The following is a 15,162-nucleotide window of genomic DNA, read 5'->3' as shown; positions in this document are numbered from 1 at the left end:
GGAAAGACAATGTTAGAACTGGTGGTGAAACGGCTGATTTCAGCCATACCGACGCTGTTTCTGGTGACGCTGATGGTGTTCTCGTTGCAGAAATTACTGCCCGGCGACCCGATCACCGCGATGGCGGGCGAGGAGCGGGATCCGGCAGTGATTGCGCAGTTACGCGAGCAATATCACCTGAATGACCCGATCCCCAGCCAGTATTTTCACTGGGTCGGCAATGCGCTGCGGGGCGATTTCGGCACCTCGCTGCGCACGCAGGAACCGGTGTTGCAGCTGATTGCCACCAAGCTGCCGGTGACGCTCGAACTGTCGATGCTGGCGATGATCGTGGCGCTGATTATCGGCATCACCATGGGCGTGCTGGCGGCGGTCAACAAAGGCACCTGGATAGATAACGGCACCAATTTTCTGGCGCTGTCGGGGATTTCGATCCCCCATTTCTGGCTGGGTGTGCTGCTGATTATGCTGTTCTCGGTGAAGCTGCACTGGCTTCCGGCCTCCGGTTATGTGCCGTTTTCGGAAGATCCGCTGCAAAACCTGAAAACCATGTTGCTGCCCGCGGCGGTGCTCGGCACCGGCCTTTCCGCCACGCTGATGCGCCATACCCGTGCGGCGATGATTGCGGTTCTCAAGGCGGATTACATCCGTACTGCCCGTGCCAAAGGGCTGCTGCCGAAAAAAGTGATCATGAAACACGCGCTGCGCAATGCGCTGGTGCCGATCATCACCCTGACCACCTTGCTGTTCGGCGAACTGCTGGGCGGCGCGGTGCTCAGCGAGCAGGTTTTCACCATTCCGGGCTTTGGCAAAATGATTGTCGATTCAGTGTTTAACCGTGATTACGCCGTGGTTCAGGGCGTGGTGATGGTGGTCGCGGTCGGATTTCTGCTGATGAACCTGCTGGCCGACGTGCTGTATGTGCTGGTCAACCCACGTATGCGGAGAGCCTGAGATGAGCGTATCTGTGATTTCCGTGACAACGTCACTCCCCGCCCGCGAGCCGAACCGCGTGCTGCGCAAATTCCTGCGCAACAAAAGCGCGGTGATTGGTGCGGTGCTGGTCGTCACCTTTGCCTTGCTGGCATTACTCGCGCCGTGGATTTCGCCTTTTGATCCGATCAAAGCCGATTTCATGGCGGTACGAAAAGCGCCCTCCGCCCTGCACTGGCTGGGTACCGATGAACTGGGTCGTGACATTTTATCGCGCCTGTTCTGGGGCGCACGCACGTCGCTGATGGCCGGTTGTGTGTCAGTGATTATCGCGATTGTGATTGGTGTGCCGCTCGGTCTTATCGCCGGTTTCTGGCAGGGCTGGCTGGACAGCGTGATTTCCCGCGTGGTTGAGGCGCTGCTGTCGTGTCCGTTTCTGGTGCTGGCGATCGCGCTGGGCGCGTTTCTCGGCCCGAGTCTGGGCAATGCGATGATTGCCATCGGGCTTTCCGCGATGCCGATTTTCGCCCGCCTGACGCGAGCGCAGGTGATGAGTATCCGCAACGAGGAATATATCGAAGGGGCGCGGGCGATTGGTCTGCCTGACCGCTGGATCCTCTGGCGCTACGTGCTGCCGAATGTGCTGTCGCCGATTCTGGTGCAGGCGACGCTGGCGATTGCCTCGGCGATCATCACCGAAGCCAGTCTGTCGTTTCTCGGTCTCGGCCAGCAACCGCCGGATGCCTCCTGGGGCGCGATGCTCAATACCGCGCGCAGCTTCCTCGAGCAGTCGCCGTGGATGTCGATTTTCCCCGGTCTGGCAATTTTCCTCACCGTACAGGGTTTCAATTTGCTGGGTGACGGGCTGCGTGATGCGCTCGACCCGCGTTCTGAATAAACCGTTTGCTGCTTTTTAAGGAAGAATACATGTCTGAGAATTACGATTTTAACGTGGCGTATCCGACCCTGCGTCCGACCATGATGGGGGCCAATGCGGTCTGTGCCTCGCAACCGCTGGCCGCGCAGGCGGGGATGAAAATGCTGATGCTGGGCGGCAACGCCGCCGATGCCGCTATCGCCACAGCCATTGCGCTGACCGTGCTCGAACCGAGTGGCAACGGCGCAGGCAGCGATGCGTTCGCGATTATCTGGGACGGCAAAAAAGCCCACGGCCTCAACGCGTCTGGCCGCTCACCGGCGGCGTGGACGCCGGAATATTTCGCCGCCAAAGGTCTGGACGCGGTACCGACTTACGGCTGGGATGCGGTCACGGTGCCGGGTGCCGTCTCCGGCTGGGTGGCGCTGGCAAAACGCTTCGGCACCCTGCCGCTGACCACGCTGGCGCAACCGGCCATCGATTATGCCCGCAACGGTTTTCCGGTCTCGCCGCTGATTGGCCGCCTGTGGGAAATCGCGGTCAAAAAACTGCATAACCAGCCGGGCTTTATGGAGTGTTTCGCACCTGAAGGCCGTGCGCCGAAAATCGGCGAAATATTCCGTAATCCGGCGCTGGCGGATTCGTTAGAGCTGATCGCCAAAACCGAAGGCGAAGCCTTCTATCGCGGCGAACTGGCAGAAAAAATGGTGGCGCACAGCCAGGCCCACGGCGGCGCGCTGACGCTGGACGACCTGGCGAATCACAAAGCCGACTGGGTCGAAACCATGCAGCAGTCTTTCGCGGGCGGCTCGGTTCATGAACTGCCGCCGAACGGTCAGGGTATCGCCACGTTGATCGCACTGGGCATTCTCGACAAACTGAATATCGGCGATCAGCCGGTGGATTCCGTCGAAACCACGCACCTGTGCATTGAAGCGATGAAACTGGCGCTGGCGGATTTGGATCAGCACGTCACCGACAGCGAGCACATGTTCTTCGATCCGCAACTGTTCCTCAATGACGAGTATCTGGCGGAACGCGCAAAACTGATTGACCGCAGCCAGGCCAGCGACGTGACGTACGGCGCTCCGCGTCCCGGCGGCACCGTGTATCTGACGGCGGCTGATTCCAGCGGCATGATGGTGTCTTTCATTCAGTCGAACTACATGGGCTTCGGTTCCGGCGTCGTGGTGCCGGGCACCGGTCTCAGCATGCAAAACCGTGGCTGCGGATTTACCCTCGACCCGACGCACGCCAACTGTGTCGCGCCGAACAAACGCACGCTGCACACCATTATTCCGGCCTTTGCGCAGGACGCGGCGGGCAAACCGCTGATGTCATTCGGCCTGATGGGCGGCCCGATGCAGGCGCAGGGGCATCTGCAACTGGCGCTGCGCGTCATGCTGTATAAGCAAAATCCGCAGGCGGCAATTGATGCCCCACGCTGGCGGATCAACGGTGGCCGTCAGGTGGCGATCGAATCCACCTTCAACCACAACACGCTGGCGGCACTGCGCGCCATGGGCCATGAACTGATCGTCGAAGACCCTCTCAGCGGCCATTCGTTTGGCGGCGCGCAGGTGATTGTCACCAATCCCGCAGGCGGTTATCTGGCAGGCACCGAATCCCGTAAAGACGGACAGGCACTGGTGATGTAGGTCTGGTTTCATTCTGCACCGCAAGCGGGTTTTGCCCTGCTCCTCCCCCTGCGAAGGGGGAGGTCGGGAGGGGGTTTTAAGGGCTAACTCCCTGTTTTAACAAACCTTAGCACCGGTTTTTGACCTTAATACCCCACCCCAACCCTCCCCTTCGCAGGGGAGGGAGTTGACCGTGTTTCACTCTGCACCGCGAGCGGGTTTTGCCCTGCTCCTCCCCCTGCGAAGGGGGAGGCCGGGAGGGGGTTTTAAGGGCTAACACCTTGTTTAAAAAAACCTTAACATCCGTTTTTGACCTTAATACCCCACCCCAACCCTCCCCTTCGCAGGGGTGGGAGTTGACCGTGTTTCACTCTGCACCGCGAGCGGGTTTTGCCCTGCTCCTCCCCCTGCGAAGGGGGAGGCCGGGAGGGGGTTTTAAGGGCTAACACCTTGTTTAAACAAACCTTAACATCAGTTTTTGACCTTAATACCCCACCCCAACCCTCCCCTTCGCAGGGGAGGGAGTTGACCGTGTTTCACCGCCTACCCAGGTGAAATTTTCCCTGTGGGTAGGGAGTTACCGCCATCTTTGTGACTTCCCTTCCAAATATTCGCTAAATCTATGTAATTCGATCCCATCGCTATAAATATTTGAAACAGCGTTCTATAAATGGAGTGTTGAGTTTTGTGCACTTTCATATGGAGAACGAATGTATGACCCGTCCACTGTTTCATGGCGTGATCCCCCCTGTCGCAACGATCCTGAATGAAAATGAGCAACTTGACCGTCAGGGGATGGCGCGTCTGATTGATTTTACGATTGAAGGCGGCGTGAACGGCCTGTTTTTCCTCGGCAGCGCGGGGGAATTTGCGCATATGTCTCAGGCACTGCGTCATGAAGTGGCTGAGTTTTGCACGAAACACGTTGCCGGACGTGTGCCGGTATTGATTGGTGCGGCGCATCCGGGCACGGCTGAAACGCTGGCTTTTGCGCAACATGCAAAAAGCGTCGGTGCCGACGGCGTGGTGGTGGTGAACCCGTATTACAACCCGATAACTGAAGAAGCGTTATATCTGCATTACCGCACGATTGCTGAAGGCGCCGGTTTGCCGGTGATCATGTACAACTATCCGGGGCTGACCGGCCAGCCGTTGCCCGTCAGTCTGATCAAACGTCTGGCACTGGAATGCCCGAACATTGTCGGCCTGAAAGACACCGTTGACAGCCTGAACCATATCCGCGAAACGATACAGGCCGTGAAACCGGAGCGCCCGGATTTCGCCGTGTTCTCCGGGTACGATGAATATCTGTTCGGCACGCTGATCCTCGGTGGCGACGGCGCGATCCCCGCCAGCGCCAACTTCGCCCCGCAACTGACCTGCGGAATTTACCGCGCATTTAAAGAGAAAGATTTCGCCACCGCCGTCGGACTGCAACAACGTCTGTCATTCCTGCCTCCGCTCTACACGCTGGATACGCCGATCTACAACGTCATCAAATACGCCATTTCACAAGTCATCAGCGATATGCCGGTGTATTCACTGAAACCGGCGCTGCCGCTGAGCAATGACAAACAAAAGATTGTGCGTGAGATTTTGAAACAAGCGGGCGTCAGTGTCGTCGGCTAACGCTTCCTCTGCGCCTCCCCTTCACTGCGGGAGGCAAAAACCCTCAATCTAAATCGAAATCATTACTATTCCGCTTTAATATTCGTTACTCTATTCGCATGATTTATCGAGCCGAATGACTTTCATAACGTAATGATGCAAACACTCCTCGACAGTTTCCGCGAAACGCCGGTCAGCTGGGTTGCAGATACTTTCAAACCGATGTCACCGCTGGTGACCAATGCGGTGCCGATGTCACTGCTGATGACCGCCGAAGGCTGCGCCAGCGTGCTTAAACGCTATCTGGATGCCAATGCGGCCGATGCCGCAGTGTGCGATAAACGACGCGCGCGTATTTCGATGTGGTCACAATGGTATTTCGCCACCCTGCTGCCAAGCTGGGTGATTGTGTCCCTGCGCCATGGCTGGCAACTGCCTATCGCCGCTGAAAACGTCTATCTGTGCATGCAGGAAGAAGGTCTGCCTGCGCAAATTTATCTGGACGGCGAAGGCGAAGCGCTGATCTCCGCAGAACCGATGGCACGCTTTGATGTGATGATCGAACGCCACTTACGCCCTGTCTGCGAAGCACTGGCTGAATTTTCCGGTCTGAAACCGGGCATTTACTGGAGCAACGCGGCGATCCGCGTCGGCTGGGGTGTGAAGCAGGCCGAACTGGTCCATGCGGACATCTCGGATGGCATGCAACTGATGGAATCACGCGAGCTGCGCAATGGCGGCAAAAATCCGTTATTCCAGCCGATGCGCGCCGAAGACCCTTCCGACCCCGACAGCCCGCAATACCGTAAACAGTGCTGCCTGCGCTACGATCTGGAGGATCACGCCATGTGCCCTTCCTGTCCCTTATTGCTAGCAGAACGCAAATCTGGCAAAAGGCGCAAAACCGTCGCCGAATAAATCAAACACTTACAAAACCTGACTAAGCTTAGCGTAAAAAAAGATTGGATCTTAGCCGCGGATAATTATAAGAATTGGGTTATATAGACCAACGAGGTATTTATCATGACTATGAAAACACCGAAGAGCTGGCCCTCCGCTCTTAACTCGCTGGCCTCAGAGGTGATGGTTTCTCTGGCGCAACCCGTTAACCGCGTATGGAACACGTTAACCGGCAAGCAACAGCCGCTCAGAGCAAGGATTGTTCATCGTTATGCCATTCCGTCCAGCCGGACGATCAGCGTAACGGAAGGTTTCTTTGGGTTCATTCCGGTGGAATCCTATGAAAACGAACGTTTTATTCTGGAAGTCGCGTACGCAGACAAGCAGTATCAGGTCGAAGTCCCGCGGGCGTACTACCAGAAAAGCAATATCGGCGACGGGATCGACATCCACACGCTGTAACGACACCGCTTATCAACAAGCTGCACCTTTCGGGGCGCAGCTTTTTTTATGCCAAAAAACCTGCCTGACCCCACACTTCCCGCTTTAATTTTGTTCAATACATGAAAATTATTGACATAATAACCTCAGAAATTTAGAAAAATATTTACATCCTATTCTTATAACAATGTTCCTTTTCTGAAGAGGTTAATGATGACCCGCACCGGACAGATTTCCCCTGCCACCGCCAGCCAGTCACGCCGCGCGCTCGTCGCCGGTTCGGTGGGTAACTTTATCGAATGGTATGAATTCGGCGTTTACGGTTATCTGGCGACGCTGATCGCCGGTAACTTTTTCACTCTGGAAGGCCAGACCGGGATGACCGGTTTACTGCTCACTTACGCGTCCTTCGCGCTGGCGTTTTTCTGCCGCCCGGTTGGCGCGATCATTTTTGGCCGCATCGGTGACCGCATTGGCCGCAAGCCGACGCTGATTGCCGTCGTCCTGCTGATGACGCTGGCCACGGCGATCATTGGTTTGCTGCCAACCTACGCCCAGATTGGCGTGGCTGCGCCGCTGTTGCTGACGCTGATGCGCATGTTCCAGGGATTATTTGCGGGCGGTGAATTCGGCGGTGCGGTGTCGCTGATGACCGAATTTGCGCCGAAAGGCAAACGCGGTATTTATGGCGCGTGGCAGTCGTTTACCGTGTCGCTGGGGTTGCTGACCGGCGTGGCGCTGGTCGCCATCCTGGTGCAGTGGTTACCGGAAGCGCAAATGAAAGACTGGGGATGGCGCATTCCGTTCCTGCTGGCGCTGCCGATGGGGCTGGTGGCGTTGTATCTGCGTCTGAAACTCGATGAAACACCGACCTTTGTTGCCAGTAAAAAAGCCGAACCGACAGCACAGAAAACCACTGCAGAAAAAGCCTCTGCGGTCGCCACCGCCAAAGCCATCGCGCTGGGGATTGGCCGCATGATGGGCTGGTCTGCGGGCGGTTATACCTTCCTGGTCGTCATGCCGTCTTATCTGCAAACCTCCCTGCACGCCACCTTTTTACAGGCGCTGGTGGCGACGGTACTGGCGAATGTCGGCTTTGCGCTGGCGATTCTGCCTTCCGGCTGGCTGAGCGATAAAATTGGCCGTAAGAAAGTGATGATGATCGCCGTTTTCGCGGTGATCGTGCTGAGTTTCCCGCTGCTGCATCTGCTGCAAAACCCGGAAAGCAGCCTGCTGGCGAAGGGCATTGCGGTGCTGATTGCCGGGGCGACGATCGGCATGATTGCCGGTCCCGGTCCGGCGATGCTGGCGGAAATGTTCCCGACCCGCGTGCGTTATACCGGGCTGGGGTTATCTTATTCCTTGTCGAATGCGGTGTTTTCCGGCTGTGCGGGTCTGATCATCACCGGCCTGATTAAAGAGACCGGCAATCTGGATATTCCGGCGTATTACGTGGTCGCCACCTGCGTGGTCAGCCTGTTTGCGTTGATGAGCCTGCGCAAAGACGACCACCTGCGTGATCTGGACGAATAAGCAATGAAGGACATCAACTTACAGTCGCGTCTCGATGCCTTACAGGGCAGTTTTTCACCGGCGGAAAAGCGCATCATCGCCATCATCCTGCGCGATCCGCCGGAGGTCGCAAAAATGGGCGTGACGGAACTGGCGAAATACGCCGAAACCAGCACTGCCACGGTGGTGCGCACCAGTAAACGGCTGGGTTTCAGCGGCTATCCGGCGTTGCGGCTGGCCTTAGCTGCTGAATCCTCCCGCCCTATGCCCGCCGACATGCCGCTGGCGGCCGATATTGGCGACCATGATTCGCCCAAACAGATCCTGCAAAAGTTGCTGGAATTCGAGGTCAAAGGCGCCACCGAAACCACGCAGTTACTCAGCGCCGCGACGCTGGAGCAGGCGGTGCGTTTTCTTTCACAGGCGCAGCGGATTGATATTTATGGCGCGGGTGCCTCGTCGCTGGTGGCGCAGGATTTCTGCCAGAAACTGCGGCGCATCGGCGTTGACGCCAGAACCTACGGCAGCACAGATGAAAGTCTGGTCAGTGCCTGTCAGCTTGCCGCGGGTGATGTCGCGCTGGCGATTTCCCATTCGGGCCAGACCACAGATGTCATCGACGCGCTTGTCCTGGCAAAAGCCGCAGGCGCAACCACGCTGGCGATCACCGCCAATGGCCGTGCTCCCCTCGCCCGCAAAGCCGATGTCGTGTTGCGAACCAGCAACCGCGAGATGGGTTTTCGCGCCGCCGCGATGGCGAGCCGCACCAGCCAGTTACTGCTGATCGACTGCCTGTTCATCGGTATCGCCCAGCGTCTGCCCGGTGCACGCGACGCCTTACGCAAAACCCACGACGCAGTGCATCAGCGCCGCCGCTGATATTCTGTCGTTCCCCTGCGCGCCTTCTATACTTCTTAAAACACTCCGGTTTATGAGGGCATGCATGTTCACCCATCGTTTGGTATTTCCTGCCAGCGTCCTGCGCGGGCGCGGCGCCATTAAACATCTGGGCGCGATGTGCGGACGTTTAGGCCAGCGGGCAATGTTAGTGGGCGGCAAACGCGCCATTGCCAGCGTCGAGGCGAAAGTCGCCGATCAGCTTGAGCAGCAAATGGTCAGCTATCTCGGCAGCGAGATTTTTGGCGGCGTCTGTTGTCAGGAAGAGATCAACCGACTGGCCGATGTGTTCCGCACGCAGGGCGTAGAAGTGATTATCGCCACCGGCGGCGGCAAGGCGCTGGATACCGCCAAAGCCGCGGGCGTGACCTGCAATATTCCGGTGGTGACATTGCCGAGCATTGCGGGTACCTGTTCAGCGGTGACTTCACTGGCGTTTCGCTATCATCAGGACGGTGAATTCCGCGACATGATGCCGTTATCCTGTGGCCCGGCGGCGTCGGTCATCGACGCGGATTTACTGGCCACCGCCCCGCTGCAATGGCTCTCGGCGGGCATCGGCGATACGCTGGCAAAATGGTACGAATACCGCGCCATCAGCGATCTCAGTCAGCTGACCGGTCTGGCAGGTGTCGCCAGAACCAACAGTGAATTGTGTTATACCCTGATCGAGCATTTTGCCGCTGACGCCTGTTTTGCGGTGCAGGACGGCAAAGCCAACAACGCGCTCGAACAGGTGCTCGACGCCATTTTCCTCTACGCCGGACTGACCTCCATCATGAGTAACGGCGCACACACCGGCGCTTCCCATGCATTATACGAAGGTTTCACCGCCTGCCCGAAAACCCGCCACGTCGCCCACGGTTTGCTGGTCGGTTACGGCAACCTGTGCCTGCTGGCACTGGAAAAACGCAGTGACGAAGAACTGCTGACCGCCATCGCGCTGGCCCGCGCCAGTGCCGTCCCGACACAGCTCGCGCATATCGCACCGGGTCTGACAGAGCAGGATCTGGCCGTGATTATCGACCGCAGCCTGAGCACGCCGGATATGGCGAACATGCCGTGGGAAGTGGAGTTTGCGGAAATTCGGGCCGCCATAGAGAGAGTGGAAAGGCTGGGGGCGAAAATTAATTAGATTTTGGCATGCCCGTAACGACAGGGCTAAAGCGGCCATGACTCTGCTCCTCCCCCTGCGAAGGGGGAGGCTGGGAGGGGGTTTTAAGGGCTAACACCAGAGTAAAGCTAACATCAACCCTTTGATTATACTTTAATACCCCACTCCAACCCTCCCCTTCGCAGGGGAGGGAGTAAGGCTCAGACTCCCTGAATTCTGAGATCCCACAGCTTACTCCGGATCAGTTGTTTCAGCCGGTTCGAAGCCTGCGACGCAGGCTGATCCCGCCGGCTCAGCAAAATCACCTCGAACGGCAGCGGTTCCACCACCGGCACAATCTTCAGCTGATCGACATACCGCCGGGCGGTAAAGGTATCGACCACACCGACACCGCCGCCTGCCAGCACCATGTCGGCGATCACCGAGTAGGTTTTGATAAACAGCGCCGAATGCGGCATCAGGCCGTTTTCGCGCAGGACGCGGTTGAGCACCTGACCCAGCGGATCCTGTTGCTGCAACATCAGCAGATCGTTTTCACATAACCACGCCAGTGAGACCGGCCCTTCGACGGCTGAATCTTTTGGTAACAGCGCGACCATGTTGCCCTGATAAATCGACTCGGCCACCAGTTCCTGCGTGGCCTGCTCGCCAAATGCCAGCGCGAAATCCATTTTGTATTGCAGCAGATCCTGACTCAGGGTGTTGAAATGTCCGGTCACCAGTTCGACACTGCCGCCGGGCGTCTGGCGGCGAAAATCCACCAGCACCGGCGCCATCACGCTGTGACCGAGAGCATGCGCCGAGCCGATGCGCACGTGCTGACCTTCGCCCTGGCGCAGCTGTTCCGCCAGTTCGCCGATGGCCTGAATATGGCTGAACAGCGCCTCGACTTCCGGCATTAACCGCCGCCCTTCCGGCGTCACGATTAATCCCTGCGGCGTGCGGTCAAACAACGTGAAGCCCAGTTGCTGCTCGGCGTGATTCAGCACGCGGCTGACATTCGGCTGCGACACATTGAGCAAACGCGCCGCGCCGCTGACGCTGCCTGCCTGTAAGACCGCCTGAAACACTTCGATGTGGCGTAAGCGCATTGCGGCCCTATTTCTGCGTGGTTGCTAAGTACGAGAAGGCACTTAACAGGCTGATAATCCCGGCGACCGTCGGGCTGTGATAACCCACGGTGACGGCATCGAGACGCTCCACACCGGGGATCAGGCAGAATAAATCCGCCAGCACCGGTCTGGCGGTCATCAGCTCAAGATGATAAGGCGCGCTGAATCTTGCGGCGGTCAGCGGTGCGGGTTTGCTGACGGCAATCGTCGCCTGTTTGCGGATTTTGGCGCAGGCAATGGACGGGCTGTCGGATTCGGCCGCATTGGCAGAAATCGCCCGTTTGACGCAGACATATTGCGATTCAGGGTAATAACGGCGGATCCAGGTTTCGAGGTGATCGTCGCCGGTCACCAGCCACAACGGCACATTGAGTTCCGCACCGGCGGCGGCGTATAAGTCGCTTTCACCGACCACGTTGCCGTTGAGTTTGACACGGTAAAAGGCACGGCCATTGATGGTGTGCGCCAGTACGCCGTTTTCGCCCGCCGCCGTGTGATAGCCGATAAACATCAGTCCGTCGTATTGCTGTTGTTGCAACCCTTCGACCATCGACAATCCGCGCGGTTTACCCTGCACCAGACGGGCACGCGGGTCGATTTTATCGGCGCGCAGGTTTTGCATCATCGCGTGGCTGTCCGCCACCGTCACTTCCATCGCGCCACCGGCAAAAGCGCCGTCGATGGCGGCGTTAACTTCGCCTTCCATCAGGGCCCGCGCGGCCTCGTAATCGGCGTTGCCCGGACTGCATTGTTCCGGGCGCATCACGCCTGCGATGCCTTCAATATCCGCAGAGATAAACACTTTCATCAGTCGTTCCCTTTTTGGTTTGCCAGAGCGTCCAGAATTTCACTCAACCCCAGCCGGTAATGTCCGTCGAATCCGCAGACGGTTTCTGCACTCAGTAAGGCATCAATAATAGCCTGTTCTGTGGCATCTGCCGCCAGCGCCAGCAGGGGCTCCAGTTCGGCATCGGCCAGCGTGACACCGTCACGTTGCGTCGAGAACGCCAGCGCGATATCACCTGAACCGTGCCCCCAGTAACTGCCCAGCCGTCCTAACCCGGCACCGGCGCGTTTGGCGATACGTCCGAGCTGGCGGCTGTCGAGATAACGGTCGCAGGCCATGACAATAATGACTGAACCGGCATCCACCTGCGGGGCCAGTTGCGGCAGTATTGCGCCGATGGCCTCGCCTGCCCGCACGCCGTCGAGCGTCAGTTCTGAGAGTTTGCCAAAATTGGCCAGCACCAGGATGCCTAATGTCGCGTTGAGGGTTTCGCACCAGCGCGAGGCGGTGCCGATGCCGCCTTTTAAACCGAAGCAACTCATGCCGCGTCCTGCCCCCACGCTGCCACGGGCGAAGGTTTTTGTCGCGCCGTCGAGTGCGGTCAGCGCGTCGTCTTCACTGACCGCCATCGCCTGAATATCGTTTAAATAGAAATCGTTGCACTCGAGGATCACCGGATTAATGGTGGCGTCCGGGCGGCCAATCTGCGGAAACTGCTGACAGCTGCGTTTCACCAGCGCATTGAACAAGGTGCCGGTGGCAAAAGTATTGCTGAGCAGCACCGGCGTTTGCAGTTCCCCCAGCTCCGTCACCTGAATCAGCCCCATCGGTTTGGCGAAACCATTAAGCACCGCCACACCGCATGGCAGCGGTTTTTCATAAAGATTGTCGCCGGGCGGCACTATGGCGGTGACGCCGGTCTGCACATCCCCCGCCGACAGTGTGCTGTGACCGACGGTCACTCCGGCGACGTCGGTGATGCTATTGGTCGCGCCGCAGGGAAATCGCGGGCGGAAAATCTGACGCGCGGTGCGCCAGCGTTGCAGCAAGGCAGACAGCGCCTGCTGCTGAAATTCATCGTTATGTTGTTGCGGATGCATCAGTTTTCCGTCTCAGCTGTTCAGTGGCTATTACTTTTTCAGTTTAGGATCCAGCGTATCCCGCAGCGCGTCGCCCAGCAGATTAAATGCCAGAACCGTGAGGAATATCGCCAGCCCCGGGAACACGCTGACGTTCCATTTTCCCGCCATCATCATATTGCGGCTCATCGCCAGAATATTGCCCCACTCCGGCACGTCAGGTTCCGGCCCCAGACCGATAAAACTCAGGCTGGCGGCCGTCAGAATACTGGTGCCGATACGCATGGTGAAATAGACGATCACATTCGACAGCGTACCCGGCAGAATATGGCGCAAAATCACCACCCTGTCCGGTGCGCCTACGCAGCGAACCGCTTCGACGTAGGCACTTTGTTTAATCGATAACGTGGCGGCGCGCACGATGCGGGCAAATACCGGCACGCTGAATACCGCGACCGCGATGATCACGTTGTTCAGCCCCGGCCCGAGGATCGCGACCACCGCGATCGCCAGCAACATGCCGGGAAAGGCAAACAGCACGTCGGAGCCGCGCATGATTAGCATATCGAGCCAGCGGCCGTAATACCCTGCCAGCAAGCCGAGTAACACGCCAGCGATCATCCCCAGCGTCACCGAGAAAATGCCGACGTACAGGGAGATCCGCGCGCCATAAATGATACGGCTGAGGACATCACGCCCTAAATCGTCCGTGCCAAACCAGTGCGCCGGCGTGGGTCCGACGCCGAGCGCCATCCAGTCCGGCGTCATCGGGTCGAAAGGGGCCAGCCACGGCGCGAATATCGCCACAAGCACCAGCAGCAGAATAAATCCGCCTGAGACCAGCGCCATCGGATGACGGATAAAGGTATGAAAAAAGTCGTACCACGGCGAACGGATATCATCGTTTTGCGAGGCTACCGCAGCCGGTGTGGTTTCTTCCAGCACAGAGACAGGATCGGTCATGAGCAGCTCCTAACGCAGACGGATTGCCGGATTGACCACCGCGTAAAGCAGGTCAACCAGCAGGTTTATCAGAATAAATTCAAACACAAACAGCATCACCAGCGCCTGGATCACCGGCTGATCCTGCGTCTTGATGGATTCGATCAGTAACCAGCCCAGCCCCGGCCAGCTGAACACGCTTTCGACGATAATCGAACCACCGAGCAGAAAGCCAAACTGCAAGCCAAGCATGGTGATAATCGGGATCAGCGCATTGCGCATGATGTGCTTCCACGTCACCCGCCGCGCACGTAATCCTTTGGCATTGGCGGTGCGCACGTAATCTTCCTGCGCCACATCGAGAAACGCCGAGCGGGTGAAGCGCGCCATCACCGCCGCCACTGACGAACCGAGGGTGATCGCCGGTAAGATAATGTCAGCGGGCGAGTTAAAGCCGCTGACGGCGAAGATCCCGAACGGCATGGCGACAAACTGGATCAGCAGCAATCCGAGCCAGAACGGCGGCATGGAAATTCCACCGACCGCCATGCTCATCAGTGTCCAGTCCTGCCATTTTCCGCGTTTGAGCGCTGACACCACGCCAATCACCAGGCCGAGCACCACCGACCACGCAAAGCCCGCCAGCGCCAGCAACAGCGTTGGCATAAAACCGCTTTCAATCACACTTAACACCGGCTGACGCGTGCGATACGTCGTGCCCAGATCGCCGTGCACCATGCCATCCAGCCAGTGCCAGTACTGCGCGGGCAGCGGATCGTTAAGGCCAAGCAGTTGCCGTGCTGACTCAACCGCCTCAATCGGCGCATCCTGACCGGCGTAAATACGCGCAGGGTCACCCGGCAGCAGCTTGATAAAGCCGAAAACCAGTAACGACACCACCAGTAAAACGGGGATCATTTCCAGTATCCGGCGGATAAAATAGGTCAGCATAAAAGGGTTTCCCTGAACCTGAATATTGATGGTGGTGTGCTCCTCCCCCTGCGAAGGGAGAAGCAGACCGGAACATGCATTGGTTTTGCCCTTTGCTCCTCCCCCTGCGAAGGGGGAAGCAGACCGGAACATACATTGGTTTTGCCCTTTGCTCCTCCCCCTGCGAAGGGGGAAGCAGACCGGAACATACATTGGTTTTGCCCTTTGCTCCTCCCCCTGCGAAGGGGGAGGTTGGGAGGGGGTTTTAAAGGCTAACACCCTGTTTAAACAAACCTTAACATCAGTTTTTGACCTTAATACCCCACCCCAACCCTCCCCTTCGCAGGGGAGGGAGCCGACCAAAATCTGCTTACGCGCCGGGAGCCAAAAAAA

General features: G+C 58.0%; 14 protein-coding genes. 9 read left to right on the top strand and 5 right to left on the bottom strand.

The genetic code is table 11. From position 1 onward, the window contains the following. Positions 1 to 9 precede the first annotated feature (9 nt). The 9 genes from J9880_RS17710 (at position 10) to J9880_RS17670 (ending at position 9,940) form a co-directional block, all read left to right on the top strand. Positions 10 to 954: an ABC transporter permease gene (locus tag J9880_RS17710; protein ID WP_195817178.1), complete on the top strand. Its 945-nt coding sequence runs from the start codon at positions 10 to 12 to the stop codon at positions 952 to 954. Between the two features lies 1 nt (position 955). Then, on the top strand, positions 956 to 1,831 hold the full coding sequence (locus J9880_RS17705) for an ABC transporter permease (protein WP_095922168.1): 876 nt from the start codon (positions 956 to 958) through the stop codon (positions 1,829 to 1,831). A gap of 29 nt (positions 1,832 to 1,860) precedes the next feature. Then, the gene (locus J9880_RS17700; protein ID WP_232769683.1) at positions 1,861 to 3,468 is read left to right on the top strand and encodes a gamma-glutamyltransferase family protein; all 1,608 of its coding nucleotides are present in this window, start codon (positions 1,861 to 1,863) and stop codon (positions 3,466 to 3,468) included. Between the two features lie 693 nt (positions 3,469 to 4,161). After that, entirely contained in the window at positions 4,162 to 5,076 is a 915-nt protein-coding gene (locus tag J9880_RS17695) for a dihydrodipicolinate synthase family protein (protein WP_095922170.1), read from the top strand. A 132-nt stretch (positions 5,077 to 5,208) separates the two neighbouring features. Further along, on the top strand, positions 5,209 to 5,973 hold the full coding sequence (gene fhuF / locus J9880_RS17690) for a siderophore-iron reductase FhuF (protein WP_131694473.1): 765 nt from the start codon (positions 5,209 to 5,211) through the stop codon (positions 5,971 to 5,973). A 105-nt stretch (positions 5,974 to 6,078) separates the two neighbouring features. Next, positions 6,079 to 6,417, top strand: coding sequence for a hypothetical protein (locus tag J9880_RS17685; protein WP_095922172.1), 339 nt, complete (start codon positions 6,079 to 6,081; stop codon positions 6,415 to 6,417). 192 nt (positions 6,418 to 6,609) lie between these two features. Further along, positions 6,610 to 7,929, top strand: a complete 1,320-nt coding sequence (locus J9880_RS17680; protein ID WP_131694480.1) for an MFS transporter — start codon at positions 6,610 to 6,612, stop codon at positions 7,927 to 7,929. Positions 7,930 to 7,932: 3 nt separating this feature from the next. Then, the gene (locus J9880_RS17675; RefSeq protein ID WP_119824937.1) at positions 7,933 to 8,787 is read left to right on the top strand and encodes a MurR/RpiR family transcriptional regulator; all 855 of its coding nucleotides are present in this window, start codon (positions 7,933 to 7,935) and stop codon (positions 8,785 to 8,787) included. A gap of 64 nt (positions 8,788 to 8,851) precedes the next feature. After that, a complete protein-coding gene (locus tag J9880_RS17670) occupies positions 8,852 to 9,940 on the top strand; it encodes an iron-containing alcohol dehydrogenase family protein (RefSeq protein ID WP_131694471.1) in 1,089 nt (362 codons plus the stop codon). A 179-nt stretch (positions 9,941 to 10,119) separates the two neighbouring features. On the opposite strand, the gene J9880_RS17665 is transcribed toward J9880_RS17670, so the two are convergent. The 5 genes from J9880_RS17665 to J9880_RS17645 are packed head-to-tail and all read right to left on the bottom strand — an operon-like array spanning position 10,120 to position 14,790. Beyond that, complete coding sequence (locus J9880_RS17665; RefSeq protein WP_119824941.1) at positions 10,120 to 11,010, bottom strand: LysR family transcriptional regulator; 891 nt, start codon at positions 11,008 to 11,010, stop codon at positions 10,120 to 10,122. Positions 11,011 to 11,017: 7 nt separating this feature from the next. Next, a complete protein-coding gene (locus J9880_RS17660) occupies positions 11,018 to 11,839 on the bottom strand; it encodes a M55 family metallopeptidase (RefSeq protein WP_232769682.1) in 822 nt (273 codons plus the stop codon). Beyond that, positions 11,839 to 12,918, bottom strand: a complete 1,080-nt coding sequence (locus J9880_RS17655; RefSeq protein WP_232769681.1) for a DmpA family aminopeptidase — start codon at positions 12,916 to 12,918, stop codon at positions 11,839 to 11,841. Before J9880_RS17655 ends, J9880_RS17660 begins: the two co-directional genes overlap by 1 nt. 30 nt (positions 12,919 to 12,948) lie before the next feature. Next, positions 12,949 to 13,860: an ABC transporter permease subunit gene (locus J9880_RS17650; protein ID WP_119824947.1), complete on the bottom strand. Its 912-nt coding sequence runs from the start codon at positions 13,858 to 13,860 to the stop codon at positions 12,949 to 12,951. 9 nt (positions 13,861 to 13,869) lie between these two features. After that, the gene (locus J9880_RS17645; RefSeq protein ID WP_119824949.1) at positions 13,870 to 14,790 is read right to left on the bottom strand and encodes an ABC transporter permease subunit; all 921 of its coding nucleotides are present in this window, start codon (positions 14,788 to 14,790) and stop codon (positions 13,870 to 13,872) included. Between the last annotated feature and the right edge of the window lie 372 nt (positions 14,791 to 15,162).

It is taken from the genome of Rahnella victoriana, assembly GCF_021276285.1.
Classification (GTDB): Bacteria; Pseudomonadota; Gammaproteobacteria; order Enterobacterales; family Enterobacteriaceae; genus Rahnella; species Rahnella victoriana.
The sequence above is the reverse complement of the archived record's forward strand: the minus strand, read 5'-3'. Positions and strand labels throughout refer to the sequence as shown.

Bases quoted from the DNA above. Each gene is read 5' to 3' on its own strand.
- J9880_RS17710 (WP_195817178.1), top strand. From the start codon at position 10: ATGTTAGAACTGGTGGTGAAACGGCTGATTTCAGCCATACCGACGCTG.
- J9880_RS17705 (WP_095922168.1), top strand. From the start codon at position 956: ATGAGCGTATCTGTGATTTCCGTGACAACGTCACTCCCCGCCCGCGAG.
- J9880_RS17700 (WP_232769683.1), top strand. From the start codon at position 1,861: ATGTCTGAGAATTACGATTTTAACGTGGCGTATCCGACCCTGCGTCCG.
- J9880_RS17695 (WP_095922170.1), top strand. From the start codon at position 4,162: ATGACCCGTCCACTGTTTCATGGCGTGATCCCCCCTGTCGCAACGATC.
- fhuF (WP_131694473.1), top strand. From the start codon at position 5,209: ATGATGCAAACACTCCTCGACAGTTTCCGCGAAACGCCGGTCAGCTGG.
- J9880_RS17685 (WP_095922172.1), top strand. From the start codon at position 6,079: ATGACTATGAAAACACCGAAGAGCTGGCCCTCCGCTCTTAACTCGCTG.
- J9880_RS17680 (WP_131694480.1), top strand. From the start codon at position 6,610: ATGACCCGCACCGGACAGATTTCCCCTGCCACCGCCAGCCAGTCACGC.
- J9880_RS17675 (WP_119824937.1), top strand. From the start codon at position 7,933: ATGAAGGACATCAACTTACAGTCGCGTCTCGATGCCTTACAGGGCAGT.
- J9880_RS17670 (WP_131694471.1), top strand. From the start codon at position 8,852: ATGTTCACCCATCGTTTGGTATTTCCTGCCAGCGTCCTGCGCGGGCGC.
- J9880_RS17665 (WP_119824941.1), bottom strand. From the start codon at position 11,010: ATGCGCTTACGCCACATCGAAGTGTTTCAGGCGGTCTTACAGGCAGGC.
- J9880_RS17660 (WP_232769682.1), bottom strand. From the start codon at position 11,839: ATGAAAGTGTTTATCTCTGCGGATATTGAAGGCATCGCAGGCGTGATG.
- J9880_RS17655 (WP_232769681.1), bottom strand. From the start codon at position 12,918: ATGCATCCGCAACAACATAACGATGAATTTCAGCAGCAGGCGCTGTCT.
- J9880_RS17650 (WP_119824947.1), bottom strand. From the start codon at position 13,860: ATGACCGATCCTGTCTCTGTGCTGGAAGAAACCACACCGGCTGCGGTA.
- J9880_RS17645 (WP_119824949.1), bottom strand. From the start codon at position 14,790: ATGCTGACCTATTTTATCCGCCGGATACTGGAAATGATCCCCGTTTTA.